The 24,256-nt window shown below is 58.0% G+C and carries 26 protein-coding genes and 4 pseudogenes; 14 read left to right on the forward strand and 16 right to left on the reverse strand.

The window, feature by feature from the left end:
- The 5 genes and pseudogenes from B4V04_RS00210 to B4V04_RS00230 all read left to right on the forward strand — a co-directional run.
- On the forward strand, nt 1-510 hold a 510-nt coding region (locus B4V04_RS00210), incomplete at its 5' end, for an IS5 family transposase (RefSeq protein ID WP_498228385.1).
- 58 nt (nt 511-568) lie between these two features.
- Nucleotides 569-973, forward strand: a complete 405-nt coding sequence (locus tag B4V04_RS00215; RefSeq protein WP_498228386.1) for a hypothetical protein — start codon at nt 569-571, stop codon at nt 971-973.
- A gap of 62 nt (nt 974-1,035) precedes the next feature.
- Nucleotides 1,036-1,377, forward strand: a pseudogene (locus B4V04_RS00220) (transposase); the annotation flags it as partial.
- Between the two features lie 122 nt (nt 1,378-1,499).
- Nucleotides 1,500-1,835 carry a hypothetical protein gene (locus tag B4V04_RS00225; protein WP_498228388.1) on the forward strand — a complete coding sequence of 112 codons (336 nt, stop codon included), beginning with the start codon at nt 1,500-1,502 and terminating at the stop codon, nt 1,833-1,835.
- A gap of 100 nt (nt 1,836-1,935) precedes the next feature.
- Nucleotides 1,936-2,301 carry a group I truncated hemoglobin gene (locus B4V04_RS00230; RefSeq protein WP_186313448.1) on the forward strand — a complete coding sequence of 122 codons (366 nt, stop codon included), beginning with the start codon at nt 1,936-1,938 and terminating at the stop codon, nt 2,299-2,301.
- Between the two features lie 45 nt (nt 2,302-2,346).
- Here B4V04_RS00230 and B4V04_RS00235 read toward each other — a convergent pair whose 3' ends face one another.
- Together B4V04_RS00235 and B4V04_RS00240 are read right to left on the reverse strand one after the other, a co-directional pair.
- Nucleotides 2,347-2,688, reverse strand: a complete 342-nt coding sequence (locus tag B4V04_RS00235) for a CGCGG family putative rSAM-modified RiPP protein (RefSeq protein WP_095638119.1) — start codon at nt 2,686-2,688, stop codon at nt 2,347-2,349.
- Between the two features lie 140 nt (nt 2,689-2,828).
- Entirely contained in the window at nt 2,829-3,500 is a 672-nt protein-coding gene (locus B4V04_RS00240) for a helix-turn-helix domain-containing protein (protein WP_498228390.1), read from the reverse strand.
- A gap of 652 nt (nt 3,501-4,152) precedes the next feature.
- Here B4V04_RS00240 and B4V04_RS00245 point away from each other — a divergent pair.
- Nucleotides 4,153-5,262, forward strand: coding sequence for a hypothetical protein (locus tag B4V04_RS00245; protein WP_095638122.1), 1,110 nt, complete (start codon nt 4,153-4,155; stop codon nt 5,260-5,262).
- 70 nt (nt 5,263-5,332) lie between these two features.
- On the opposite strand, the pseudogene B4V04_RS00250 reads toward B4V04_RS00245, so the two are convergent.
- A pseudogene (locus tag B4V04_RS00250) lies at nt 5,333-6,406 on the reverse strand (RNA-guided endonuclease InsQ/TnpB family protein); the annotation flags it as partial.
- A 149-nt stretch (nt 6,407-6,555) separates the two neighbouring features.
- On the opposite strand from B4V04_RS00250, the gene B4V04_RS00255 reads away from it, so the two are divergent.
- The gene (locus B4V04_RS00255) at nt 6,556-6,996 is read left to right on the forward strand and encodes a hypothetical protein (RefSeq protein ID WP_256419538.1); all 441 of its coding nucleotides are present in this window, start codon (nt 6,556-6,558) and stop codon (nt 6,994-6,996) included.
- Between the two features lie 18 nt (nt 6,997-7,014).
- On the opposite strand, the gene B4V04_RS00260 is transcribed toward B4V04_RS00255, so the two are convergent.
- The 3 genes and pseudogenes from B4V04_RS00260 to B4V04_RS00270 all read right to left on the reverse strand — a co-directional run bounded on the left by B4V04_RS00260 (nt 7,015) and on the right by B4V04_RS00270 (nt 8,201).
- Nucleotides 7,015-7,836, reverse strand: coding sequence for an IS5 family transposase (locus B4V04_RS00260; protein WP_498228393.1), 822 nt, complete (start codon nt 7,834-7,836; stop codon nt 7,015-7,017).
- Nucleotides 7,837-7,889: 53 nt separating this feature from the next.
- A pseudogene (locus B4V04_RS00265) lies at nt 7,890-8,051 on the reverse strand (helix-turn-helix domain-containing protein); the annotation flags it as partial.
- A 9-nt stretch (nt 8,052-8,060) separates the two neighbouring features.
- Nucleotides 8,061-8,201, reverse strand: a complete 141-nt coding sequence (locus tag B4V04_RS00270; protein ID WP_144049586.1) for a DUF2080 family transposase-associated protein — start codon at nt 8,199-8,201, stop codon at nt 8,061-8,063.
- A 604-nt stretch (nt 8,202-8,805) separates the two neighbouring features.
- Between B4V04_RS00270 and B4V04_RS00275 the strand changes: the two genes are divergently transcribed.
- The gene (locus B4V04_RS00275) at nt 8,806-8,958 is read left to right on the forward strand and encodes a DUF7837 family putative zinc-binding protein (protein ID WP_186313447.1); all 153 of its coding nucleotides are present in this window, start codon (nt 8,806-8,808) and stop codon (nt 8,956-8,958) included.
- 305 nt (nt 8,959-9,263) lie between these two features.
- Here B4V04_RS00275 and B4V04_RS00280 read toward each other — a convergent pair whose 3' ends face one another.
- The 7 genes from B4V04_RS00280 to B4V04_RS00310 form a co-directional block, all read right to left on the reverse strand.
- Nucleotides 9,264-9,569, reverse strand: a complete 306-nt coding sequence (locus tag B4V04_RS00280) for a cupin domain-containing protein (RefSeq protein WP_095638124.1) — start codon at nt 9,567-9,569, stop codon at nt 9,264-9,266.
- Nucleotides 9,566-9,946, reverse strand: a complete 381-nt coding sequence (locus tag B4V04_RS00285) for a cupin domain-containing protein (RefSeq protein WP_095638125.1) — start codon at nt 9,944-9,946, stop codon at nt 9,566-9,568. The genes B4V04_RS00280 and B4V04_RS00285 overlap by 4 nt, the downstream gene beginning before the upstream one ends.
- Nucleotides 9,947-10,131: 185 nt before the next feature.
- Nucleotides 10,132-11,970: a multicopper oxidase family protein gene (locus tag B4V04_RS00290; protein WP_144927944.1), complete on the reverse strand. Its 1,839-nt coding sequence runs from the start codon at nt 11,968-11,970 to the stop codon at nt 10,132-10,134.
- Nucleotides 11,971-12,180: 210 nt separating this feature from the next.
- Nucleotides 12,181-13,251, reverse strand: a complete 1,071-nt coding sequence (nirK, locus tag B4V04_RS00295; protein ID WP_186313446.1) for a copper-containing nitrite reductase — start codon at nt 13,249-13,251, stop codon at nt 12,181-12,183.
- 655 nt (nt 13,252-13,906) lie between these two features.
- A complete protein-coding gene (locus B4V04_RS00300; RefSeq protein WP_095638127.1) occupies nt 13,907-14,386 on the reverse strand; it encodes a redoxin domain-containing protein in 480 nt (159 codons plus the stop codon).
- Between the two features lie 125 nt (nt 14,387-14,511).
- Entirely contained in the window at nt 14,512-14,745 is a 234-nt protein-coding gene (locus B4V04_RS00305; RefSeq protein ID WP_095638128.1) for a DUF2249 domain-containing protein, read from the reverse strand.
- A 71-nt stretch (nt 14,746-14,816) separates the two neighbouring features.
- The gene (locus tag B4V04_RS00310; RefSeq protein ID WP_095638129.1) at nt 14,817-15,299 is read right to left on the reverse strand and encodes a metal-dependent transcriptional regulator; all 483 of its coding nucleotides are present in this window, start codon (nt 15,297-15,299) and stop codon (nt 14,817-14,819) included.
- An 88-nt stretch (nt 15,300-15,387) separates the two neighbouring features.
- Here B4V04_RS00310 and B4V04_RS00315 point away from each other — a divergent pair, with 88 nt between their 5' ends.
- The 4 genes from B4V04_RS00315 to B4V04_RS00330 all read left to right on the forward strand — a co-directional run bounded on the left by B4V04_RS00315 (nt 15,388) and on the right by B4V04_RS00330 (nt 20,286).
- Entirely contained in the window at nt 15,388-16,746 is a 1,359-nt protein-coding gene (locus B4V04_RS00315; protein ID WP_095638130.1) for a heme o synthase, read from the forward strand.
- 245 nt (nt 16,747-16,991) lie between these two features.
- Complete coding sequence (locus B4V04_RS00320; RefSeq protein ID WP_095638131.1) at nt 16,992-18,350, forward strand: heme-copper oxidase family protein; 1,359 nt, start codon at nt 16,992-16,994, stop codon at nt 18,348-18,350.
- A 49-nt stretch (nt 18,351-18,399) separates the two neighbouring features.
- Nucleotides 18,400-19,578: a hypothetical protein gene (locus B4V04_RS00325; protein ID WP_144928144.1), complete on the forward strand. Its 1,179-nt coding sequence runs from the start codon at nt 18,400-18,402 to the stop codon at nt 19,576-19,578.
- A gap of 84 nt (nt 19,579-19,662) precedes the next feature.
- Complete coding sequence (locus tag B4V04_RS00330; protein WP_095638133.1) at nt 19,663-20,286, forward strand: DUF7998 family protein; 624 nt, start codon at nt 19,663-19,665, stop codon at nt 20,284-20,286.
- 93 nt (nt 20,287-20,379) lie between these two features.
- Here the strand turns inward: B4V04_RS00330 and B4V04_RS00335 are convergent, their stop codons facing one another.
- The gene (locus B4V04_RS00335) at nt 20,380-21,462 is read right to left on the reverse strand and encodes a DUF2249 domain-containing protein (RefSeq protein ID WP_498228397.1); all 1,083 of its coding nucleotides are present in this window, start codon (nt 21,460-21,462) and stop codon (nt 20,380-20,382) included.
- Between the two features lie 154 nt (nt 21,463-21,616).
- Between B4V04_RS00335 and B4V04_RS00340 the strand changes: the two genes are divergently transcribed.
- Nucleotides 21,617-22,048 carry an SRPBCC family protein gene (locus B4V04_RS00340; protein WP_094530794.1) on the forward strand — a complete coding sequence of 144 codons (432 nt, stop codon included), beginning with the start codon at nt 21,617-21,619 and terminating at the stop codon, nt 22,046-22,048.
- Nucleotides 22,049-22,093: 45 nt separating this feature from the next.
- Here B4V04_RS00340 and B4V04_RS00345 read toward each other — a convergent pair.
- A pseudogene (locus B4V04_RS00345) lies at nt 22,094-22,438 on the reverse strand (type II toxin-antitoxin system PemK/MazF family toxin); the annotation flags it as partial.
- Nucleotides 22,435-22,806, reverse strand: coding sequence for a MarR family transcriptional regulator (locus tag B4V04_RS00350; protein WP_498228399.1), 372 nt, complete (start codon nt 22,804-22,806; stop codon nt 22,435-22,437). The pseudogene B4V04_RS00345 and the gene B4V04_RS00350, both read right to left, overlap by 4 nt.
- A gap of 290 nt (nt 22,807-23,096) precedes the next feature.
- Between B4V04_RS00350 and B4V04_RS00355 the strand changes: the two genes are divergently transcribed.
- Nucleotides 23,097-24,236 (forward strand): Fic family protein, encoded by a 1,140-nt coding sequence (locus B4V04_RS00355; RefSeq protein WP_095638136.1) that lies wholly within the window; start codon nt 23,097-23,099, stop codon nt 24,234-24,236.
- Nucleotides 24,237-24,256: the final 20 nt, after the last annotated feature.

A 24,256-nucleotide genomic window follows, 5' to 3' on the forward strand; every position in this document is an offset into this window, starting at 1 on the left:
CTACTTCCGACGAGCGGTGTCGTTGGAGTTGATGCGTCAGGATTCGACCGCAGTCACGCCTCAAAACACTACACGAAACGAGCCGAACTCACGATTCAGCAGCTCAAAGTGACGTTGCTGGTCGATACGAAAGTGAACGCAATCCTCGATCTCCACGTGACGACAACACGAAAACACGATAGCCAGATTGCGCCGTCGTTGATCAAGCGCAACCCCAAGGATATTGGCATTCTACTCGGTGACAAGGGCTACGACGACCAGAAGATCAGGCAACTTGCCCGGCAACACGAGGTTCGGCCACTGATAAAGCATCGTGAGTTTACATCGCTCCACAAGGCATGGAACGCGCGCTTAGACGCTGATCTCTACGGCCAGCGGAGTCAATCCGAGGCAGTCAACTCAACCCTCAAGCGGAAGTACGGTGCGTTTGTTCGCTCCCGACGATGGTGGAAGCAGTTCCGTGAACTCACTATTGCTTGTCTCAGTCACAACATTGACCGATCACTCTGAACGGTCAATACAGGTAATTAAGTGGGTTCGCTAAGATTGTACTGCTACCCTCACCCAGATGAGCTGGAACATTGCTGATCTTTTTAAAAATGAGGACAGGAATCATCCACCAGTAGATATTCTCAGCTTTGTAGCTGGATTAGTGGTGTTCGCAGTCATTTCGTTTTGGTTAGCCTTTCTGGTTCCATTCTCAGGGCCGGCCATTGAAGCGGGAAGCAGCTATCAGGTACTTGCCGGCTTACAATGGGTTGTCGCAGGGGCTATATTCATTTTCTTAGCAGTTCGAATATATCAGCAGAGGCGTATCGGTTGGTATGGGACGCTCGTAGTTGCGGTATTTACGCTAATTCGAGCGACATTTGACAGTTTTACTTTTGGGTTAGTCCCGGTAGTCTATATCGCAATACCGCTGGTAGCAATCGTATTCTTGCTGGTTCGCCGTGATCTATTTTTGAACGGATAGATTCACACCCTTCAGCGACCGGCTGTTTCATGTGTGAAAATGTCTAAAGAATAGGATTTCAACAGAGCCACGATAGCCAGATTGCGCCGTCATTGATCAAGCGCAATCCCCAAGATATTGGTATTCTGCTCGGTGACAAGGGCTACGACGACCAGAAGATCAGACGGCTTGCCCGGCAGCACGAGGTTCGTCCACTGATCAAGCATCGTGAGTTTACATCGCTCCACAAGGCATGGAACGCACGCTTAGACACTGATCTCTACGGCCAGCGGAGTCAATCCGAGACTGTCAACTCAACGCTCAAGCGGAAGTACGGTGCGTTCGTCCGGTCACGACGCTGGTGGAAGCAGTTCCGTGAGCTCACCATCGCCTGTCTCAGTCACAACATCGACCGATCACTCTGAACGGTCAATACAGGGGACTCAAAGAGCGCTCAGTACAGCAATAAAAAACACTTGAAATGGAAACTCAGCCGGTTATTAGAAGGCTCCCCAAGACATATACCGAGTCCAACGATTCCAGACATATGACTGATTTCACAGGATATCTACTGGGCATAAGAGATACGATCGTTAAAAAACGGGGTGGAGAGGTTGGGTATGGAATTATGACGTTCGTTGGCCTCTGTGTATGCTTATTTACGCTTAGTACAGGTTCAGTAGAATTCTATTTATCCTCACTAAGTACATCACTTCCATTTTTGTTTGGCCTAGCCCTCGCCATGTACGGTCTCTCCGGATTTATTCCCGATAACAACAAAAACCTAATACTTCTTCTGAGGATCGGTTTTCTAATGGCCATCGCCGTAGGAATTGGGTTGGTGATATTCCTAATTATATTTATGCTAGGCAATACACCATAAGCACTCTTCATCGACTACCCGTTTCAGACGAAAATGTGTCTGAAGAATAGGATTTCAACAGAGCCGAGCAGTCTTATTCTTGAGATATTAAGTGACAGTAGTGGCGAAAACGCAAACAATCTACGCAAGGATCGGCGGAAATGAAGCTGTCGAATCTGTCGTGGCCGATTTTTATGATCGTGTCTTCTCAGATTCACTTCTTCAGCCGTATTTCGAAGATATCGACCGTGATGCGCTGTACGCTCACCAAGTACAATTCATAAGTGCCGTAGCAGGCGGCCCGGTATCATACGACGGCGCCGATATGCAGGCTGCTCACGAGGGAATGGGAATCACCGGGGAAGCCTTCGGTCGCGTTGCGACATACCTCGCCGAAGCGCTCAGAGAGAACGGTGTCACCGAGGACGACGTCGACGCGATCCTCGATGAAGTCGGTGCGCTCAAGCCGGATGTCGTGGCCCAGTAAACGCATGTAAGTCGAGAGGTCTTTCTGAGGAGCTTTTTTCACAACTCACTGCTGGACGCGATACACGTAGCCGCCACAACCGCACTGATCGACGACGCTGGTCTCTGCGTCCGGGTAGTGGTCGTGGATCGGCGCCTCAAGGTACTCCTCGGGAGTGCCGTGGTTCGGATGCGTGACGAGGTTGACGTGGTAGTCAGGTTCCGTCTGATTGATCGCCGCAAGGGCGTGCTCGATTAGCGTCTCTCGATCGTCAGCGTACCGTTCCTGTTCGAGGTTTGCGGACCACGACGCATCATGCTCCTCATCGAGAAATGAGGGTGCCAACTCGTTGGTTTCGGAGGCAGCCGTGGTACGTTCGCGGTCTGATTGCTGGTTCCGTGTGGACATGAGAATATGTATGAGACGGACACGCCTCCATGTCTGTGCGAACATGTTCGCTACGTTCCGCTTTGCGGAGAGCCAGGTCGGGGGTCACGGGTGCAATCCCGACGACCTCCCATTCGTCACGAATCGTTGAGACCGACGCTCTACGTATCGGTGTCTGTGCCGGGATCGAATTCGAGCGGATTTCGAGGGAGATCGTCGACGAACTCCCGGACGATCGTTCGTTCCACGCGTTGGAGTGTCTCGCTGCACGTGGATTTCGCGATCCCGACGTGTTCGGCGACCTCTGTCAACGTACAGGTGCGTGGCACGTCGTAGTAACCGCGTTCGACCGCCTCGAACAACAGCTCTCGCTGCCGCTCGGTGAGCGATTCAGCCGGGTTCAGCCGCTGTTGAACGTACTCGACATCGAACTCCGCACCGACGCCTCGAAGCATCTTCCCGAAGTCGGCGATGCGCTCGTGGGCGCCGGTGACGTCGATTCGGGCCACTCCGTTCTCGATCTCAACGGGCATCTCGATCGGGATGCCGGCCTGCCGTGCAGCCGCCATCAACAGCGGTGCATGTGCCTCGACTTGGACGGTGGCAACCCCGTCACTCAACGCCATTACCGAGACTTCCTCGATCGTGTCGTGGACCGTTATCGCGTCCAGAATTTCATCAATATCGTCAGCGGTGATCTTCACGAGCGCGAACCCCGCACCGTCTCCGGGGGTCGCACTGAGTACCTGAATCCGCGCCTCCGGGAACTCCCGAGAGACCTCACCGACCCACGGTCCGTCTGGGAGATCAACGTTGAGTCGAGCCTGTGCCATATTCACCATTCGCTGTCACCGGGGAAATGGATTCGTCTTCGTACCCCGATCTCAGTGGATATCGGTTCGTCAGATCGGAGGCGAACGGAGACTCTCACGTGGATTTGGAGATGAGTGCCGCTTCGTATCCCACGGAGTGAGAGTCATCCTATCCCTTTTCGGTCTTTCTGCGAGAATATGAGAACACACCGGAATATCGATTACCATGACAAATACAAAATCAGATATAGCAGTCACATTCAATCCACAAGAATGGGTCGACGGACCGTACCACCTAGACGATGGGGCAGACAAACAACTGACTCCCGCCAAAAATCGGGAACCAGTAACGTTCGAAATACCCTGGGAGGACGGAACTGACGAGGAGGGAACTGTGTTCCCGGACGAATCGTACGAGGCGAATCAGTTACAATCGCACCCTGCTGCTCCGGAGTGGGTCCGAAATTGGGATGGGCCATACTACGTTCGGACAAAATCGGTTGCCGACGAGTAACGGGCAATTGACAGAACAGATCAAGTACCTCGAGAATAGCAGAAGTGAACCATGGCCGCTGAAATCTCACGCTGGTCGCGTCGATACGTTCTCATCGGGGTGATCGCACTCTGTTGTTGGCAGGTTGCCACTGTTGCTGGCCTCCCGCGACGCACGACGGTGGCGTTGGGCGTGTTCGGGTTCGTGTTCCACGTCATCTTCGGCAAATCCTACGCCCTCGTGCCGGCGTACTTCGACGCTGATCTCGTCTTCGAACACGCCCCGATGGTCCAGTTTCCCTTCATCGTTATGGGGACTGCGTGTTTCGCGCTCGACCCGCTTCTCGTTCGTCGCTTCCGTGTCGACCTCGGCGTTCTCGGCGGTGTGCTCTGGGCGGTCGGCGTCGCCGTGTTCGTCGGATCAATCGTACTGACGATCGCCGGACCACTCCGACGCGGGACGACTGGAACCGGGGATCACAACGCCGACCGACGGCCGCTCGACCGATTCGCGAATCGCTTCGTCCCGATCGTTCTCCTGTATCTCCTCGCCGGTAGCTACGAGAACGTCGCCGGACAGGCCAGCGAACTCCCGCCGCTGATCGGCGTCCAGGCTGCCGCAACGCATCTCTTGGCCGCCGGGGCTGCGACGTTGCTCGTGGTCACGCTCGGCTTTCGACTGCTTCCGCGGTTCCTCGGCGCACATCCGACCCGATCGTCGGCCGCCCTTGTCCTACCCGTTGCCGCGACTGCCCCCGGGATCATCGCCGGCGGGTTCGTCGACGAACGATTGCTCCCACTCGGTGCCGCTCTGATGGTGATCGCGATGGTCGGCTTCGCGCTCGTCGTCTTCGGAATGTGGTTCCAGTCCGACAAACGCCGAATCGGATTGTACGCCCTTCTCCCAAGCGCGACGTTCGGCGTCATCGGCGTCCTTTTCGGCGGTCTCTTCGCAGTCGGCGGAACGTCTCCGGCGTTGATCGAGACCCACCTCCGAGTCAACCTGCTCGGCTTTCTCGGCCTGATGATCGTCGGAACATCGTTTCAGTTCTATCCGCCGCGGCTGGGCGCGTTTCCCGGGTCGTCGAACCGTTCCGCGAGCGTAGCGATCGCTGCGCTCGCTTGCGGACTCGGGATTGAGATCCTCGGTGCCGCTGTGATCGCCGTCTTCAATTCCTCGACGGCGTCTCTTTCGACACAAGCGATCACTCTCGGCCGTTGGCTCACGCTCTTTGGTGCGTTCGGGTACGCGTACCTCATCGCGAGTGTGTTCAGGGCACGATCGACATGATCTTCTCGGTCAACTCGGCCGTATCAAATCGTCTTATCTAAACGGGGTACTTCTAGTGAACTACCCCACCCTACTCGCTCACGGCTGACGCCGTTCGCTCCTTGAGGGTGGGGCTTCCTGTTTCAACGACGCACTTTGCAGATACCGAGGTATCCACAGGGAGCGCAGTCTCCACAGGCGTTGATTCGGAGCGTCCCGCTCCTAACCGCTTCCTGATACCGCGAGAAAGAATGTTCCACGCCGCGTTCGCGTCCCTATCCGCTTCAAACCCACACGCCGGGCACGAGTGTTCCCGGATCCACAACGGCTTCTCGGTTGAAACGCCGCAGGACGCGCACTCTTTCGTCGTCCCTCTCGGGTTCACAGCGACGAAGTGTGTCCCTTCGCGTTTACACTTGTACTCCAGCATCCGCAGGAACGTCCCCCACGCTGCACCTGCGCGGTTCCGAGAGTTGCCCGGTAGCTCGACCAACCCCTTTGCGTCCAAATCCTCTACGGCCACGAGGTCGTATTCGCGGGCATAGTAGTTCGAGAGTTTGTGAAGAAAGTCGCGGCGCTTGTTCTTCAACTCGGCGTAGCGTTCGGCCACAACTCGGCGCTGTTTCTCCCAATTCGCAGACCGGTGCTGTTTCCGCGAGAGGTTGCGTTGGGCGCGTTCCAACCGCTCCCGCTCGGCGGACAGGTCGAGAGATTCGACGGCGGTTCCGTCCGTGTCGTGGGCGTACTTGAGAATCCCCACGTCGATGCCAACGCACTTCTCGGGATTCTCCGGCTTCTCCGGTGGGTTGTTTGGGGTTTCGACACCGAGGATGGCGTACCACTTACCGGTCGGTTCGCGTTTGACGGTGACGGTCTTGATTTCGGCGTCGTCGGGGAGGTCGCGGTGGAAGGTGATGGGGATTTCTCCGAGCTTCGAGAGCCACAGTCGGGTCCGACCGCTCGTGTTCTTGAGCTTGAAGCCGGATTGACTGTAGGTGAAACTGCGGTACTCACCCGGTGCTTTCCACTTGAGCGTCCCAACGCGGTAGCCGTTCTCTTTCCGGCCCTGGAGTGTCGAGAGGTTGTCGTACAACCGCTGAACGACCTTCTGTAGCACCTTCGAGTGAACGGTTTTTAGGTCGCTCCACCACTTCTTGAGACTCGGCGGCTTTGTTGAAATCCTCTTCTTCAAACATTTCTCATGGTGTGATTAATTCAGAGGGGTCGTTTACCTCCCAACAGTCAGAGTCATCAGTCCGATTGTAGAACTTAAGTTCGATGGAATAATAAATCGCTCTACTTATAGAATGTATTATGCGGAGACGAGCCCTCCTCGGAACCTCTGCTGTAGCTATAACTTCACTCACTGGCTGTATCGGTCGTTTTCAAAATGGGTACATCTTGAATCGACTGATATTATCAGAAGTCTCTGGTATAGATCAGGAGACCGGTCAAGGGGAAATCGCTGATAATGCCGAAATAATCGTCGAATGTGACGGTGAAGAGGTTCATACATCTACGCATGCTCGACCAATAGAGCAACCGTCTGAACGAGAACCAGTTGTTGTGTCCGATGAATTTCCCGACGAGCGGTGTAAGATAGATGTAACCGTTCAGTCCGGGAATAATACTCTTGAAAAAGCGTTTGAGACCAGCATATTTGAAGAGTATGACGGATATTGTATCGATATTCATGTTCTGATGTGGGGAGACCGCATAAGCACAGAGATTTTTGATTCGCCATACGATTGTTGAGATATTTCTGTTACGTCCTCAAAGTGATCGATTGATATTGTGGACAAGACACCTAAGAGCGAGTTCACGGAACTGCTTCCACCAGCGCCGTGACCGGACAAACGCACCATACTTTCGCTTGAGTGTTGAGTTCACAGTCTCGGATTGACTTCGTTGTCCGTAGAGATCAGCGTCTAAGCGTGCGTTCCATGCCTTGTGGAGTGATGTGAACTCACGATGCTTAATCAGTGGCCGAACCTCGTGTTGCCGGGCGAGCCGCCTGATTTTCTGATCGTCGTAGCCTTTGTCTCCGAGGAGAATATCGATACACTCGGGGTTGCGCTTGATCAACGACGGAGCGATCTGGCTATCGTGTTTTCGAGTCGTCGTCACGTGCAAATCAAGGATGGCGTTCACCTTCGTATCGACCAGCAGTGTCACCTTGAGCTGCTGAATTGTGAGCTCGGCTCGTTTCGTGTAGTGTTTCGAGGCGTGACTGCGGTCGAACCCCGAAGCATCGACTCCAACAATTCCACTCATTGGAAGTAACGCCGCTGAGAGAGTCAGTATGACACGCCAGACAGCCATATCAAGGCGATTGAACGCCTTACAGAGCGTTGATGGCGTCGGTAGTTCAGCTAATCCAAGAACTCGACGAATACGTGGCATCTCGATTAACTCGTCAAGCAGTCCACGGTAGGTCGTGTTCTTCCGAACTTTGAGGCACAGCAGAACAACGTGCTGTGGAAGTGTATAGCGGTGTTTGGAGAACTTTGAGGAGTACCGAGAAACTGCTCGGCGGGCCAGATGGATCGCCTTCTCAGTAAACCGGAGAATCTGCGACTTCGGGAGGGGCTTCATCTCGTCGAATTATACGGTGAACATGTAACTCTCTGAGGATTTCAACAGAGCCGACTCGGCAGGAGTTTCTGTTCAGAGTACGACGAGGTGTCGTCGTTCCGATTCAGGCGGTGGAGGAAGTGGTTGTAGACCTGTCTACAGGTATCGACAGTCCACGCTAACTGTTCTTCGAGGGCGTCGGACGGTCGAAGTCGATACCTGTAGTTGTAGTTCATCGGGTGGTGCTACTCGTCGGGGTCGGTAGTTCTGACGACTTTCACGTCCGCGCCACGCCATCGTTTCGGGACAAGGACGTGAGCGCCGTTGCCGGTGGCTTTGGCCGTCCCGTCGATGACTTCGTGGCCTTCGATTTCGTGTTTATCCATCGCCTGTGTTTACACTTAATTTCAACATAAATGTGGCGGTGGCCCTGTGGTCCGAGCGTCGAACGTGTCTGAGAATCGTGCGGCGCTGTATCCCCTCCCTACTCGCTCCCTCCGGTCGCTCGTTGAGGAAGGGGCCTTAGCGGCTCAATTCAGGTAAACTAGGATCAAACGGAGGTACGTCACGTTTGTCCATTCACGTCACTGGTGGAAACGGTTTCGAGAAGAGTCTCGCAGCCACGCAAATTCTCCTGATTGACGACATTAACCGATGTATCCCAACCGCGGTAGTCTACTCAAATCTGGAGGCGCTCTATTTCATCCGACCCACATGTGGGACACTCATCTGCCCCCGATGAAAGATTCTCACCGCACTGGCGGCTCTCCACGACTACCTCAGTCTTGTCACCGAGTAGTAGCCGTGTAAGTACTGTGCGGACACTCATGGGATCCAGAGTTCTGGTGGTTGTGAGTTAATCCTACTGGTGATCTGTATTCCCTAGAAATTCGGTGCGTTCGACCCGAGTAGCCGCCAAAGGCTTACGTTCAAGGCCGATTGACAATTGTTTGGAAGGAACACTGTCACACGCCTCTTCCATCCCTTTCCATGACCGCTGACGAATCATCTCTCGGTCATTGCCCGGAATGTGGTGAGGACATCTCGGAGGCGTGGATTCTTGTTGAATATGAGAAGGACGACGGCACCAAGGGCGTGTGGGCCGAGTGTCCAGTGTGTGAAGATGTTGTAGCACCGGAGTAGTCGCAGACAGCGGAATAAAGTGTTCTTCGTCGCGCCTCTAGTATAAGTTCGAAAAGTGGAGATTTCAGCGGAAGTTAGGTGTCTCTGCTCGGGCAAAGTTCCATAGCATCACGGATCAGATGTAGTTGAGATACTGGAGCAAGCGTTCTGCCTTGGCGATCTAGAGGCAGACGCGACGCATTTTCCCTCTGAGACCAAGGTTGCAGTCTTCAGCGACCGGTAGTTCCTTACCATAGTGCGTCTGAAGACCGAGGTTTCACCAGAGGTAGTCTTCCGTGTACAGAGGCAGTACCACTCTCCTCTGGCTACTCGTCTGACCGAGACGCCAAGACGATTAGTGCAGTGCTATCCTCGACGGCATGGGGAGCGATCTCTTGGTCCCCGTCGAAGCAAGCCACGTCGCCTGCCGACAGCTCATGTGTCTCGCCGTCGAGTTCCAACTCGATCGCCCCCTCGATGAGATGGAACACGATTTTGCGGTCGGGATGCGAGTGAGGAGCGACTTCGCCGCCCGCGTCGAGAGTGAGTCTGATCGTCTTCGGTTCAGCGTCGGGGAAGACGTTGGCGTGGGGCTGTCCGTCCAGTTCGTTGAGGGTGTGTATCGTCGTCATGTATCGGTCGGATCGAATTCGTCGGTTCGGAGTCCTCGGCGGACCGGTTCGTGTTCGGCGTCGGTCGGCGGTGGAGCGGTGACGAGCAGCGCTTCGAGCCGCGAGTCGTCGTCGGCCTTGACACCGCGGTCGGTGTCCGCTCCGACGGTCACGACATCTCCTGGTTCGACGCGGTGTTCCGCATCCCCGTCGCGGATGAGCCCGGTGCCGGAACGGACATCGATCACCACGTCACTTGATGGAGCGTGAACCGGGATAAACTGTCCCGGTTCGAAATAGCCGCAGACGACTTTCATCTGTTCGCTCCGAAATACTTCGACTGTCGAGAACTTCTCGTCGTCGTACGTCCGTTCCGCGTCGAAGTCAACGGCCGTCATACCGAATCACCCGTTCGGCAGGCGCCGCGGTCGTTTGTCTGGACCGCCGCTTGGGCGCTGGCTATGGATGACTTGTCCGCTCGATAGTTTTTAGGTTTGCCTAAATTCATGCGTCTCAACGTGTGGCACGGATCGACAACAGGGTTGGGACGAACATGTTCCCGTCAGATCGGCCCCGTCGACGACTACTCGCTTCCACCCTCGTCATCGGGCGATCGGACCTTGAACGGTCGCATCATGTCGTGGTCCTCGTGTTCGATCATATGACAATGCCACATATAATCACCTGTCTGATCGGAGAACAGCCCCTTGAACTCCCCGAAGTGTGCGATCACGTGTACCACATTACCTGGGTCGACGGTGACCACGTCGTTCCACCCGAGTTCGTACGACTCGGGGGCATCGAGCGCGTCCAGATCGATGTCGTCTTCGGCGGGATCGTAATCAGCAGCCGACTGCCGTCCCAACACCTGGAAGTGAACGAGGTGGAGGTGTATCGGGTGGGACATCCCCGTGAAGTTGGCGAGACTCCAGATCTCGGTGTCCCCAAGCGTCGGGGTCTCGGTGACCGGGTCCGTGAGTTCGTACCCGATCTTTTCGTTGCGAGTCCCGAGTGCGTAGAGGGGCCGATCGTACTCGTCCGTTTGTCGGGCGAGCGTGAGGAAGCGTTCGGTGTCGACGGATTCGATCGGAATCTCGGGGACCTGCGTCAGTTCGTCTGGGAGTTGCGTTGGCTCCTGCTCGCTCTCCGCGGCTGCCACGTCGATAAGCATGACCTCCGGGAGGGGTTCGGAGTCCTCCGGCCCGATTCCGCTCGTCCCGCGATACTTCGCCGGGGCGTTATTATGCAGGAGCAGGGTCTCGCCCGCGTACTCGCTGAAGTCGACGACGACATCCGCGCGCTGACTCGATCCGAGTTCGAGACGGTCAGCGGTCTCGACCGGTTTCGAGAGGAGCCCGCCGTCGTTCCCGATCTGGACGAACGGCGGCCCCGCCTCACCCGTGTCGCCCGATTCATCGTCGTATTCGAGCAGCTTGAGGTTGTAGTATCGGCTGTTGGCCCCGTTGAGCAGGCGGAACCGATACTGTTCGGGATCGACGGACAGTCGGGGCCACGCCTTCCCGTTGACCGTCGACGTGTCACCGTAGAACTGCGGAACGATGCTTGGGTCGGGATGTGAATCGTTTTCATCCTCTTCTGTCGCTGGGACGTCCGTCGGGTAGTATAACGAGCCGTCCTCGTTGAAACTCCGGTCCTGCAACACGAGTGGGATTTCGTTGTCGCCCGTCGGAAGATCGAGCTCTCGTTCGTGGTCGTTCCGGATCAGATAGAACCCCGCGAGGCCGGCGTAGACATTCAGTCGCGTGATGCCGAGCGAATGATCGTGGTACCACAGTGTTGCGGGCGGCTGGTCGTTCGCGTAGTAGTAGTCCTTCTTCTCGAAGTCGGGGCCCGTCCGCTCGAAGTTGCGGGTGAACCACGCCTGCGGTTTCCCGTCGCTCTCGTGTTCGACATTGCCACCGTGGAGGTGCGGGACGACGCGGGCACCCGGCTCGTCGTACGGGATGATATCGCCGTGGATCGTCGGATCCTCCGGGAGCAGGTGTTCGTCCGGGAGGTGATTCTGCCACCGAACGTAAATCGGTTCGCCCTGTTCGGCTTCGATCGTCGGGCCGGGAAACTGCCCGCCGTAGCCCCACAGGGTCGTCGGCGGAAGGTCGCGGTGGAGCTTCTGTTCGATCTCGGCCATCTCCACCTCGTAATGAGGCTGGCCATCTTTCGTTCCGCTCGGTTCGATAACACCCGGACGAGGTATTTCGTCGACCCACCGTTCGAGATCCGGTGAGGAATGGGTCCCGTCGGACACTCCTTCGGCGTCTTCTGAGTCGCCCGCAGCTACCGGAGCGCCGATACTTTTCGCGGAACAGCCCGCGAACGCCGCGGTACCGGTGATACCCACGGCCGCGAGAAATCGCCGCCGTGCAACATCACTCTGGGATCGTCCAGTCTCGTCACCAACCATGTACGCGCTAGCCAGTTCATGTAAATAGGGGACCGGACAAACCCTGTTTAATGGGAATTAGTCCGAACATGTTCGCCGACAAAGACGGGATGTCAGAGCCGAAACTCCTCTGTTGACAACTGAGCCCACGAATATCCTCTTCATTCGACCGTCCTGAATCAAGACATCGGACAAGCTTCTTGGAAACAAAACCCAACGAATTATCCGAACCTACTCGTCGGATCCGGGATCGTACACGTCCGGATTCGGCTCCCCCTCGACGTCGACGACCGCGAGTGCGCCGCGGCGTCCGGCCCGTGAGAGCGCGTGGTCGACGATCTTGATCGGGCCCGGGACCGCGAGTTCCATCTCGCCGACGGTCGCCGTGCCGGGCGCGACCGGCGTGGTCTCGACGTATCGCGCTGGCGGGGAGACGAGGTCGCCGTCGCGGTACAGCCGCGACCAGACGTTGCCGATCGGGTGCCACGAGCTGGACTGGTTCGGGCCGCCGTTCACAAAGAACACGCGAACGGTCTCGCCCACCTCGGCGCCGATCGGTCCGAGCCGATCCTCGGTGAAGCCGTGGTGTTCGCCGTTGAACACGACGTACGTCGGATCTTCGGCGAGCATCGCACCGTGATCGAAGGCGTGGTGGCCCTTCTCGCCGAGGTCGCCTTTGGTGTACAGCTCGTGCTGACCGAGGTAGAGCTCGCGGTCCACCGCGGGCAGTCCCGCCTCTGGCTCGACGAGGATCGCGCCGAACATCCCGGAGCTGACGTGGTGGTCCATCGCCGGCACCGCGCAGTGGTAGGTGAACAGGCCGGGGAACTCGGCGCGGAAGCTCAGTTCCGCCGCGTCGTCACCGGGCACCAGCGTCGTGTCGACGGCCCCGCCACCAGGGCCGTACACGGCGTGGAAGTCGACGTTGTGGATGTCGCTGTTGTCGTCGGCCGGGACCTCGAACCGGAGGTTGACGGTGTCGCCCCGCCGGACGCGGATCATCGGCCCGGGAACCTGTCCCTCGAAGGTCATGTACTTGAACGTGACTCCGGGCTCAACCTCCGCGACAAGCTCCTTTGTTCGAAGAGTGACGTCGTGTTCGCGCGGCTCGTCCCAGTTCACAGGCGCCGGGACGTCGGTCGGATCGGCCGCGATCCGGTCGACGTGGACGTCACGTACAGGGTCCAGTTCGGGGACGACTTCTTCGTTCGGGTCCTCCGGTGGGGGCGTTTCCGCGTTCACCGGCGCGCCGATACAGCCGGCCACCGCGCCGACCGCTCCGATCCCGAGCGCTGCAACCATCTTCCGCCTGCTGAGGTCTTGTGACATGATGCTTCCCATCTCAACAGAGGCATCGTAGTGACATATATAATATATACTGTTCCCCAATATCGGGGTTGAAACGGCCATCTACCACCATATACGGGGTTTTAAATACTTAATAAGTATGTCGAGTACGGAATCGGACGGAAGTGAATTTCGAGCCGCGGTCCATGAACACACCCGGGCCACACGAAGATGAGTGTATCACGGCTGCTCGCACTTATCATCAAAATGACTCTCTGGAACGAGATTAAACAATCGTGCGACAGCGCGGGCGGTTGCTTGCTTGTTTTGAGTACGTCCGTTCAGTGGTGACTCGAAGTTCGAAATTAGCCGCCAAGCGAGAGTACCCCCGAGCAGCCGGACGGTTTGCCGTTGTTCGTCGGTGAGGCCACCCTGCGTCTCGAGTTTGGAGAGCGCCTCTCCGACCTGACGGCGTTCGATCCGTGCCGTATGATGTTGTAACCGTCTCCGGACGCAGCGGACGTCGATCCCAGTATCAGATACGTTGTCGCGACGATTTCGCCGTCGTTCCGTGTTATGCCGTTCAGAGGTCATAGTCGAATGTAGAGTAGCCTTGGAAGGAGAATTACGCGATCATGAGCAAGGATCTGTCTGTCGTAGTGGAATCGCTCTACTCGGTTGCCGTCTTCACGGCCTCGAGCAGCTCCTCGTAATCCGGCTCATTTGTTGGATCGTCTGCGACCCAGCGATACGTCACCGTTCCCGTCTCATCAACTACGAACACCGCTCGGTTCGCGATTCCGTACAGTCCGAGCTCTTCGATATCGATCTCAAGGCCGTACTGCTGGATCACATCACCGCTCATGTCGCTAACGAGATCGAACTCGATTCCGTGTTCATCACGGAAAGCACCCTGAGAGAACGGTGAATCGGCGCTCACGCCGAAGACCGTCGCTCCGACCTCTTGGAATGACTCGAGATTGTCTTGAAGCGCGACCATCTCGTTCGTACACGGTGGCGTGAACGCGCCTGGGAAAAACGCGAGCACGATCGGTCCGTCACCCAGGTGGTCTTCCAATTCGAACGTCTCGTGATCGCTCGTTCCGTGCGTCGCGGTGAACAGCGGTGCAGTATCTGAATGCTCAACCATCAGGATATATTTCTTGTTGTCCAAAGGATAAGCTTTACACGAACATGTTCGAGGGGAATCGAATTCACGTGGGTACCGGTCCTGAAGCGGTCATACTGGGAATCGACAGATCCCTCGGAATCAGGTCACTCGTGTCGAATCTCGATATACCACACGTCGGACCCGTCAGACATCGTTTCATACTGGAACCCGCGTTCTTCGAGGACCTGATACAACGGCTCCGGCTCGAAGCTGTTGATCAACAGTAGCGTCTCGTCGTCGGAGAGCGCTTCGAGCTCGGCCATGATGTCGCCGAACGGTTCGCCGTCGATCTCTCGGACATCCAGGCGACGATCGATCTCGTTTCGCTCAGTGGCCATATCCGTTCAAGTATCGACGGGGAGGTGCGTGTTCCCCCGAACGTATTCGGGGACGCGACCGTCCGCGGCGGTTAATGCTCGGTTCCCGCGAACGGGCATCGGTCGGCTCCGTTCGGCGGGGTCGCGGAACACGCGTTTGCCGTACCATCGACGAGCGCTCGCAGGCGTTCGATCGCCTCGTCCAGAAGGACGTATCCGATACGGTAGCCCGCTTCGAGGGACATATCGAACCCCGTTCGACGGCGGAAGAACGTCCGGACGGCACACTGGCACGCTTCGAGTTCCAGCGTGACCTCCCTCCCCCGATCGGTGAGTTCGACCCCGGCTTGCTTCTCGTATCGGAGGAGTCCGGAAGCGGCAAATCGATCGAACATCTCCGTCACGCTCGACGGCGAGACGTCGAGGCGATCGCTCACCTCACCGGTCCGAACTCGAGCGTCGCGACCTGTTCCGATCCGCCTGATCGCGACGAGGTACAGCCCGCCGTTGCGATCGACGCAGGCGGTGGGCCGCACGCAGCCGCAGACGTCCGCCTGTGCGTGGTCGATAGCCATTATCGTACGTCCGACGTGCACCGGACATGAGGGTACCTCCGAATATGTTCGGCGGAAACGACGCAGGGTCCGAAGCTGGACCGGAGGTATGGATCGACCACGCCTCACGACGCTGCTGACCTGGTCAGTCGTGGGGACGTACCTGCTCGTCGCGCTCGGAGCGACCGCCGCCGCGGACGGCGGCTCGCTGGTCGCCGCGGTCCACCAGGCCTCCGCGGTGGCCGTCGGGGGCCTGCTCGCCACCACGGCGCTTCTCGCCCAGTACTCGGCGGCCTCGCGTGGTGTTCGCGTCGGAACGATCGTGGCGGTGATCACGTACGTGGCACAGGCCGGTGTTGGGCTGGCGGGCCGAACCAACGTCGTGCCGTTCGACGGCGTCCACCTGTTGGGCGGGATCGCGGTGTTCTCCTTCCTCCTCGCGACGCTCGTAATCAGAGTAGAGACGACCGCGGGGGGACCGGTTGATAGCGGAACACTGAACGGGCCGAATCACGGCGTAACGCCGATCGCGTCTGACGGTGACGTTCCGTCCCCGGTGTCCGAACCTGGGTCAACTCGGGTCCGCGATCGGATGCGGACGTATCTCGAGTTGACGAAGCCCCGATTGATGTGGTTGTTGTGCCTGCTCGCGCTGGCGGGAATGGGACTGGCCGTCGCGACCGGCGCTGAACTGGACGGCGTGACGGTCGTGGCGACCCTCGGCGGCGGTGTCCTCGGGATCGGTGCGGCGGGGACGTTCAACCACGTGTACGAGCGCGACCGCGACCGCAAGATGCGACGGACCGCTGATCGACCGATCGCGACCGATCGGGTCGGAGTTCGACGCGCCACCGGCTTCGCCGTCGCGCTTGTTGTCGCCTCGATGGCGGTGATGGTGACGTTCGTCAACGCGCTCGCGGCCGTGCTCACGGTGGCGGCAATCATCTATTACGCGTACGTCTACACAGTCGTGTTGAAGCCGACGACCCGATGGAACACCGTGATCGGGGGCGGTTCCGGAGCGCTGCCCGCGCTGATCGGGTACGGTGCCGTGACCGGGACCGTCGGTCTCTCGGCGGTTCTCCTCGCGCTCGTGGTCTGCTGTTGGACCCCGGCACATTTCTACAATCTTGCCATCGCCCACCGTGAGGACTACGCACGGGCCGAGTATCCCATGTTACCGGTCGTCGCCGGTGTGCGGACCGCACGTCAGCGGATCTTCGCCTGGCTCGGACTCACTCTGATCGTCGCGGTGTTATTGGGGGTCATCACAGGTTTTGGTGTACTCTATGCCCTCACCACCACGGTGCTCGGAGCAGTGTTTGTTCGAAGCGTGGTCAAGCAGTATGATGTCAATGAGCGAAATTCCGAAGACGAACAGGCGGCCGCCTACAGAAGTTTCCACGCCTCGAATGCATTTCTTGGGGCCGTCCTCGTGGCAATTCTCGTCGAAACACTCGCAGTATAACTCGAGTACTGCGGCTTCAGCTACCGCTGGGCCGGCACTATCGTGAAATTGGAACGAACAGGTGCGTGTTGATATTCATTTTTGTTATCACCAACGGCTAAACCGTCGCCTGTCGTTCCGGCTCGAAACCGGAGCGCGTAGCCAGATCCAGAGGTGCTCTCCACCATTAAAACGTGTTCCACGGTCGGCGACAGGAGAACATGTTCGGTGGTCCTGTCAGGTATATGGAGAACGTACCCTGATTTATGGGTGCCATCCCGGGGAATATCGAAGCGGACCAACAGCCCCCAATGACGGTCCCATTACGGCATTTTGTTGTCGGTCTCGTATTTCTCGTCGCGGGAATTGGATTGGGGATTGGCTTACATCTGAACGCTGTCCCAGGACTGGGCCGGCTCGCTCACGTCCATCTCCTGTTAGCCGGCTGGATCTGTATCACGATCATGGGGGCGATGACGCAGTTCGTGCCCGTCTGGTCGGGCGCGACCCTCCACTCGCAGCGACTCGCAAACGTACAGTTGGGGCTGGTCGTCGCCGGTCTCTCTGGGTTCGTCGTCGCATTCCTCCTGGTCGAGACAGCGTGGCTGATCCCGTTCGCCACGCTCATGCTCGTCGGCTTCTGGGCGTTCGCGTACAACATCATCCGAACGCTCGCCACGGTCGAGGAGTACGATGTCACCGAACGGCACTTCCTCGGCGCGCTCGGCTTCTTCCTCCTGTTGACCGTTCTGGGCGTCCTCCTCGCGATCGATTTCACGGTTCCGACGTTCTCGCGAATCGGCGTCAGCCGGTCCAGGGTGGTGGGCGCCCACGCGACCCTCGCGGTCTTCGGTGCCGTTCTCACGACGGTGTACGGCGCGCTGTACCAGCTCGGAACGATGTTCACGCAGACGGAACTCCACGGAATCGACCACCGTCTCCGGTCCATCGAAGAGATCGCGCATCCCATCGGCGTGGTCGTGCTCGCGGTCGGTCGACTCGTGGGTCACGCCCCCGCCGCGCGGGTCGGCGGTCTGCTGATCCTGTTCGCCGCGTCGGCGTTCTCTCTCATCTTGGCACGCAAACTGTACGAGATGCAGGTCGAACGGACCCCGATGCACACGCGGTACATGGTGGCAGTGGGAGCGCTCGCGCTGTGGATCGCCGTCACAGTACCCGCGTGGATATCTGACCCGTTGACGCGCGATCACCTGCTCGGCGCGGCGAACGCTGGTCATCTGCTGTTGTTGGGTGCAATCGGGTTCGTCGTCGTGGGGACGCTGTATCACATCATTCCCTTTGTCATCTGGGTCAACCGGTACAGCGATCTGTTAGGGTTAGAGGACGTCCCGATGATCGACGACCTCTACGACGATCGGATCGCCGCGATCGACGGGGTACTCCTCGGGGGCGGAAGCGCACTGATCGTGGGCGCGAACCTACTGGAAGTCGCCGGAACGCCGGGGCACCTCGGCGGACTGCTAGTGGGCGTCGGCGTCGTGGCGTTCGTGTCCAACTTGGTCCTCATGTTGGTCCGTCACAGCCCGCATTCGATTGATCGGATCGTGTTGGGGTCATTCTCGCCGCGCAGAGCGCACGATCTCGATGAGGCGGCCGACGACTAGATTTGCCAGCAGAACGCCCGGGGATCGTCCTGAGCGTAGGTCAACACTCATGAACACGGGACCAACTGGACTGTGGACGTGGACACAACGCTTCACGGTGGCGAGCGTCGGGTCGTTCGTGGGCTCGCTTCTCGCATTGCTCGGTGGGGCAAACAAGGTTGCCGTCCTGATCGGCGTGTTCGGCTTCGTCTGTCCGATGGTGTTCGGAATGGCGTACCTTCTGCTTCCCTCGTACGTCGGCAAGACCCTCGTCGATCAGCGACTCGCGGGGATTCACTTCGGGCTCGCCTATGTCGGTGTCAGCCTTCTCGTGGCGGATCAGTTCGTTACGGCGGGGATTCTCCTGAGACCCCTTGGTGTGACGCTCTGGACGACCGGTGTCCTCATTTTCGTCGGGTCGTTGCTGGCGACTGTCGGTCCAGCTGCGGTCGGCACAGTAGCTGGAACACTTGGAGGAAGTGGACGATCCCAACGCTCGACTCGACTGGCCACAGCGATGATTCCGGTTGCTGTCTGCTATCTCCTCGTCGGAACGGTTGCTCTCCTCATGACCGTCGCCCCTTTGGGAATCGGGACGGTCACAGTAGCACAGGTCACCCACTACTACCTCACCGGGTTCGCAACGCTGCTAATCTACGCGCTCGGCATGCGGTTGCTGACGGCGTTTTTCCACGTCTCGTTACCTCGCCCCGTCGTCTGGATCGTGCTCGTGGCCGGAGCCCTGGCGCCGGCCTTTCTGGGGACGTTCCTCTGGATCGATCCGTGGTTCCGGGTCGGCGGCGTTTTCGCGACACTCGCGATGCTCGGGTATGCAGCCCTCGTGCTATTCGTTATTCTGAAAACGAATCGCAGACGGGTCGGTGTATCCGGGATCGCACTCGGTGCGATCGCAGGAGGGACCGCCGTCGTGTCGGTCGTTCCGGTGGCGTTCGGGTTCGGGGATCCGATATCGCTCGCCGTCCATCGAACGCTCATCCTCGCCGGATTCTTTCCGCTCACAATCGTCGGATACGCGTACCTATTCTTCCCAATTACCGGCGGTCAGTTCACGGGGGCGAACCCACGCGCGGCACGTGTGACGATCGCATTGCTTGGAGCCGGTGTCGCCGTACAATCGGTGGGAGTTGCCCTTCAGTACGAACCGGTACGCGTGATCGGAATTCTCGGGTCGGTAATCGGTGCGATCGGATGTGGCTACCTCCTCGGATGCCGGTTTGTGAACGGTTGATACCCGACCGTTTTCGGACGAGGAGACCGCCATCCGAACATGTACGGGAGTAGGAGTACCCCTCACGATCTCGAACAACTGGGTATGCCCAGCTTTCCGTCGCTGTTCGGGTCCGACGACAGCGACCTGTTCGACGGGTACGACGAGTTCGTTTCGGATCACGTCCCGAGGCCGGGCGAGTTCCTCGAACCTCATGATCTGCTCACCGGGGCGGACCACGTCGCGTTTCACCGTCTCACGCGCGACTGCTTCGAGGACCGAAAGGTGTACGATATGACGTTCAACTACAATCTCGCCCGGCTGAATCTCGACACGCGGCACACGAGCGCCGGCTACCGCTACGCCGTCGAACGCGACGACGCTGATGACGCCGTCGAGGCGGACGACATCGACCGCGTACTCCGTGCCGAGTTCACGCCGACGACTCCATTCTGTCCACAGACCCACACGCTGACGATCGGGTCGTTCCGCGCGTGGAATGGGCTCTCTGAACGACATGAGTACGACCTCATCCGCGTCCGCGCGGCACCCATGCACCACCAGAGCGAGGCGATCAACGAGCAGCTCGCCGACCTCGAGCAGACGTATCTCGAGACGGGAGACGTGACCGCCGATCCGGAGGGCGACACCGAAATCGGGTCGAACCCGATGGAACGTTCGATGAAAAACGAGGGACCGAGCCGCGGATCGCCGGACGCTCCGTTCTGAAAGGATCTGGTCCCCCCAGGGCAACGGCCACTGCGTGATCGGTACCGCGATTCGGGTCTCGCTCCGGATCAGTCCGTTTTCGAAACAGCCTCGTCAGAACGGTGCGTTTGGATCCTCCGCGGCAGTCGGGTCGTCGTCATGCGTTTCGGCCTTCCCAATCAATACTCTAAACTCGCCGGGGTCACGCTTGCGATACTCCCAGTAGAACTCCGGGCCAGCCTCGGCGTCGAACTGGTGGTACAGCGGCTTCGGGTCGTGGTCGTTCACGAGGGTAAATCCTTCTCCGTCGTCGATATCTGCGTACGTCTCAAAGATCTTCTCGTGTCGTTGCGCGGGTGGAAGGTCGCGGACGTCGAGCTCAGCCGTACTCTCTGGGATCTCGACGGACGCTTCCGTGGACACCTCGTCATTGTCAGACATCGCGGATGTGGGATCCTCACCGTCAGCTGTGGATTCACTTCGTTCAGACTTTGTGATCCGTACCCGACAGCGACCGGGCTCTTTTTCGACTACCTCCCAGTCGAACGTGTCATCATATTGCTCCCGAAACTCGCGACGGAGCGGTCGCGGCTCGTGCGGAGCGATGAGTTCCATCGTCTCGCCATCGGGTATCATGCCGTACCGGTGGTGGATCGTCTCGTGGCGATCCGGCTTCGGGATCTCCCGGACATCGTATCGCGTGATTACGCCCTCGTTGTCGGCTATCGAAGCGTCGGTCTTCACGATTTTGACGCGCCACTCACCCGACTCACGACTTGTATACTCCCAGTCGATGACATCGCCGTGCATCGATCGAAGTTCGTAGTAGAGCGGCTTCGGGTCGTGGTCATTGACCAGCACGAACCCCTCACCAGATCCGAGGCGATTGAACGTATCGAGTAACACCTCGTGTCGCCGCTGCGGTATCAGATCACGCACGTCGAACGTCCCTAACTCCCCGTCACCGAGTGGTTCCTGTTTGGACACCCCGACCTCGCGCGGTTCGGCGTCAGGATCCTCGTGGGCCCAGTCGAGGGCACGGTTCCGTTCGATCTGGTACCGAAGCAGATGAGCGTCGATGTCTCGATCAGAGATAACGAGGACTTCGGTACCCGTCTCAATCTCGTCGAACGCGTCGTCGATCCGGTCTTGGAACTCGCGAGGCGAGGAATCCCGCAGGTCGATTTCGGTAACCATCTCTCGGATCGAGTACGGTCGCGAAGGAAGATGGTCCCTCAGCCGAACTTGTTCGGGACATCCGTGAAACGAGACGGAATTGAGATCTGAATTATCGGATGCTCACCAATCCAGTACAAGAGTTTCGGCCGCTTTCGAAAGACAAGTCCGACCCATGAATTCGGTAACGCTTTCGCGAACGATCGACGCGCCTCCGACTGTTGTCCGCGAATCGATGAACGAACTCGATCAGTTCATGCGAGCGTCGGGGTTCGATGAGGTTCACGTAGACGGCGAAACGGTTCGCGTCGCGAACGAAATGGGGATCGCGACTATCGAACTCACGCTTGAACTCGTTGACCGTCCTGACGCCGACCTCGCCTACGAACAGCGCAAGGGCATCTTCGAGGAGATGCGGACAGCGTACACCGTCACATCAGATCCTAACGGGAGCGAAGTGGTCGCAACGACGGAGTTCGCGCTTGACGTTGCGATCATCGGAGATGTACTTGACTCAACGATCATCAAACGCCAACGGCGAAAGGAACTCACGGCTCAGGTCGATTGGCTTGAAGAGGGGACAAGCTTAAACGAAGGTGAGGAGTGACTAGACGACTTCCCAGATGATGTCCCGTCGAAGATCACGATCAAGGAGATCAACGATAATCGCTACTATCAGCGATTCCCATAGATCGCTGTCAAGGCGGCCCTGCCAGAAATCGATATCCTCGCGGACGATCGATTGGACTCCCCACAGAACAATCCGACTCTCATCCGGGATCCCACCACGAAGCCAACTCTCACCGGGGATGTCGATTAGGCCGTCCATCCAAGATTTCGACGTCAACGTGAGCGCGATATACTGATCGCCGTAGAACGGACGTCCTTCATGATTCGAGAGAATGAGCCAGGGCCGAGCATCTTCCTCGCCTTTGAACGGATCATCCCCGTAGACGACGTCGCCACGCTCGAAAATCGGTCTCTCTTCGTCGGTCACTGTTCGTCCTCGACGCTCGGATGTGGTTCCTCGGGTGCGTGTTCGCGCCAGGACTCCTTGTCCTCTGTACCGAGTCGCTTGTTGAACAGGGCGGTCGCTCGTTCGTACCCGCTGTATCCGTCGAGTCGCTCTGTGTCGTCGGTTATCGCCCAGTACGTCGCTTTGTGTTCGACGAGATCGCGGTCCTTCAGTCTCGAGAGCGCGGTGCTGACCGCGCCCTCATCGAGACCGATCTGAGAGGCGATTTCGCGGGCCTTGAACGCGCGATCATCGTTGGCGGCGAGAAATCCGAGGACCTGATCCGGGACGGAAAGTTCCTCGAGTTCGTCCTCGCTCGTCTTCTCGAAGGTATCTCGGTCGATGGACATCGTTGAACAGAAATACGGTGTCAATCGTAATGAGTGTTAGGTGCGAAAGCGACGAAATTGCTGAAGGGGATACTCCGCCCGTAGCCTCGTCGAAGCAGTTCGAGAATCGTATACATTGAGACGGCCAGTCTCAACTACCACGCTCCTGGTGGTTGCACTAAGAGCTCTCTCGGACTGATGTAGATGTATTTGATCAGGATTCAGTACACTTACTCCGGTTTGAATCTACTGTAAGTGTATTCGATCGGGGTTTAGTACACTTATCCGGGTTGAGAATCATCTGTATTGTAATGAACCCCGCTGAGTTCGAAGATGGACCTGGTCGGATCGAGCCACACAACGGACTCCCCTGCTACAATCCGGCAAGCCTCCCTCCAGAGCTTGAACTCACTTCGGAGATTCTCGATGCCTACGGCGACGCTCTCTACGCGCTCGGCCAGCTTTCGACCCTTCACGACCACATCGAAAACGAGAACCTCCTGCTCGCCCCGTTCGTGGCCCGAGAAGCGGCGATGAGCTCGCAGATCGAAGGCACCGCAGTCACCGTCTCGGACATCATCCTCCACGAGCCAGACGACGACCCTGAACGGGAAGCAGCATCCGAACGAGACATCCGAGAGGCGTACAACTACGTCGAAGCTATCCAGATGGGGTTCAATCGGCTCGAACAGGGCGAGAGTATCGACCGCACCCTCCTCTGTGAACTCCACGAATCGCTCCTACTCGATGTTCGTGGTGAAGACAAGCGTCCTGGCACCATCCGAGATACCCCTGTCATCATCGGTCCGAACCAGAACCCCGAGGACGCACAGTTCATCCCGGCCCACCCGGCCCACGTGTCGATGCTACTCGATCAGCTCATCGCGTACAACCGGATGGATAACTACCCGCCGCTCATCGATATCGTCCTCTCTCATTACCAGTTCGAGACGATCCACCCGTTCCGCGACGGGAACGGCCGATTCGGACGGCTCCTCATCATGCTTCAGTTGTACGACGCTGGCTTGCTTGATGAGCCGTACCTGTACTTGTCTGCGTATTTCAACCGAAACCGGAGCGAGTACTTCGACAAACTGTTGCGCGTCAGCAGAGACGGGGCGTGGGACGAGTGGGTACGATTCGCGTTGACGGCGATCCGCGACCAAGCCCACGACGCCTACGAGTGTGGCCAAGAGCTCTTAGACCTTCGAGGCAGATATCTTGAGCAGTACGAGGACTACCCAGCTGTTCGCGACATCGTCACCCACCTCTTTGAGGAACCGTATCTACAGGCGAGCCGCGCGCAGGAAGCGACTGGTCGGTCGAAGAAGGCCGTCTACAACGCGATTGACATGCTCTCCGGCGACGGGATCATCGATGAAATTACTGGGAAAGAACGTGGGAGGGTGTACCGAGCGCCAGAGATTCTCGCGATCGTCGAAACACCGTAGCTCGATGAGCTTTCCATCAA

It is taken from the genome of Halorubrum sp. B52 (assembly GCF_059752555.1).

What these genes read in the sequence shown, in the direction of transcription:
- B4V04_RS00225 (WP_498228388.1), top strand. Translation starts at nt 1,500, where the DNA reads ATGACTGATTTCACAGGATATCTACTGGGCATAAGAGATACGATCGTT.
- B4V04_RS00260 (WP_498228393.1), bottom strand. Translation starts at nt 7,836, where the DNA reads ATGAAGCCCCTCCCGAAGTCGCAGATTCTCCGGTTTACTGAGAAGGCG.
- B4V04_RS00270 (WP_144049586.1), bottom strand. Translation starts at nt 8,201, where the DNA reads ATGGATAAACACGAAATCGAAGGCCACGAAGTCATCGACGGGACGGCC.
- B4V04_RS00290 (WP_144927944.1), bottom strand. Translation starts at nt 11,970, where the DNA reads ATGGTTGGTGACGAGACTGGACGATCCCAGAGTGATGTTGCACGGCGG.
- B4V04_RS00215 (WP_498228386.1), top strand. Translation starts at nt 569, where the DNA reads ATGAGCTGGAACATTGCTGATCTTTTTAAAAATGAGGACAGGAATCAT.
- B4V04_RS00350 (WP_498228399.1), bottom strand. Translation starts at nt 22,806, where the DNA reads ATGTCCATCGACCGAGATACCTTCGAGAAGACGAGCGAGGACGAACTC.
- B4V04_RS00285 (WP_095638125.1), bottom strand. Translation starts at nt 9,946, where the DNA reads ATGACGGCCGTTGACTTCGACGCGGAACGGACGTACGACGACGAGAAG.
- B4V04_RS00280 (WP_095638124.1), bottom strand. Translation starts at nt 9,569, where the DNA reads ATGACGACGATACACACCCTCAACGAACTGGACGGACAGCCCCACGCC.
- B4V04_RS00310 (WP_095638129.1), bottom strand. Translation starts at nt 15,299, where the DNA reads ATGGCTATCGACCACGCACAGGCGGACGTCTGCGGCTGCGTGCGGCCC.
- B4V04_RS00305 (WP_095638128.1), bottom strand. Translation starts at nt 14,745, where the DNA reads ATGGCCACTGAGCGAAACGAGATCGATCGTCGCCTGGATGTCCGAGAG.
- B4V04_RS00335 (WP_498228397.1), bottom strand. Translation starts at nt 21,462, where the DNA reads ATGGTTACCGAAATCGACCTGCGGGATTCCTCGCCTCGCGAGTTCCAA.
- B4V04_RS00340 (WP_094530794.1), top strand. Translation starts at nt 21,617, where the DNA reads ATGAATTCGGTAACGCTTTCGCGAACGATCGACGCGCCTCCGACTGTT.
- B4V04_RS00330 (WP_095638133.1), top strand. Translation starts at nt 19,663, where the DNA reads ATGCCCAGCTTTCCGTCGCTGTTCGGGTCCGACGACAGCGACCTGTTC.
- B4V04_RS00275 (WP_186313447.1), top strand. Translation starts at nt 8,806, where the DNA reads ATGACCGCTGACGAATCATCTCTCGGTCATTGCCCGGAATGTGGTGAG.
- B4V04_RS00240 (WP_498228390.1), bottom strand. Translation starts at nt 3,500, where the DNA reads ATGGCACAGGCTCGACTCAACGTTGATCTCCCAGACGGACCGTGGGTC.
- nirK (WP_186313446.1), bottom strand. Translation starts at nt 13,251, where the DNA reads ATGGTTGCAGCGCTCGGGATCGGAGCGGTCGGCGCGGTGGCCGGCTGT.
- B4V04_RS00300 (WP_095638127.1), bottom strand. Translation starts at nt 14,386, where the DNA reads ATGGTTGAGCATTCAGATACTGCACCGCTGTTCACCGCGACGCACGGA.
- B4V04_RS00325 (WP_144928144.1), top strand. Translation starts at nt 18,400, where the DNA reads ATGAACACGGGACCAACTGGACTGTGGACGTGGACACAACGCTTCACG.
- B4V04_RS00355 (WP_095638136.1), top strand. Translation starts at nt 23,097, where the DNA reads ATGAACCCCGCTGAGTTCGAAGATGGACCTGGTCGGATCGAGCCACAC.
- B4V04_RS00255 (WP_256419538.1), top strand. Translation starts at nt 6,556, where the DNA reads ATGCGGAGACGAGCCCTCCTCGGAACCTCTGCTGTAGCTATAACTTCA.
- B4V04_RS00315 (WP_095638130.1), top strand. Translation starts at nt 15,388, where the DNA reads ATGGATCGACCACGCCTCACGACGCTGCTGACCTGGTCAGTCGTGGGG.
- B4V04_RS00320 (WP_095638131.1), top strand. Translation starts at nt 16,992, where the DNA reads ATGGGTGCCATCCCGGGGAATATCGAAGCGGACCAACAGCCCCCAATG.
- B4V04_RS00235 (WP_095638119.1), bottom strand. Translation starts at nt 2,688, where the DNA reads ATGTCCACACGGAACCAGCAATCAGACCGCGAACGTACCACGGCTGCC.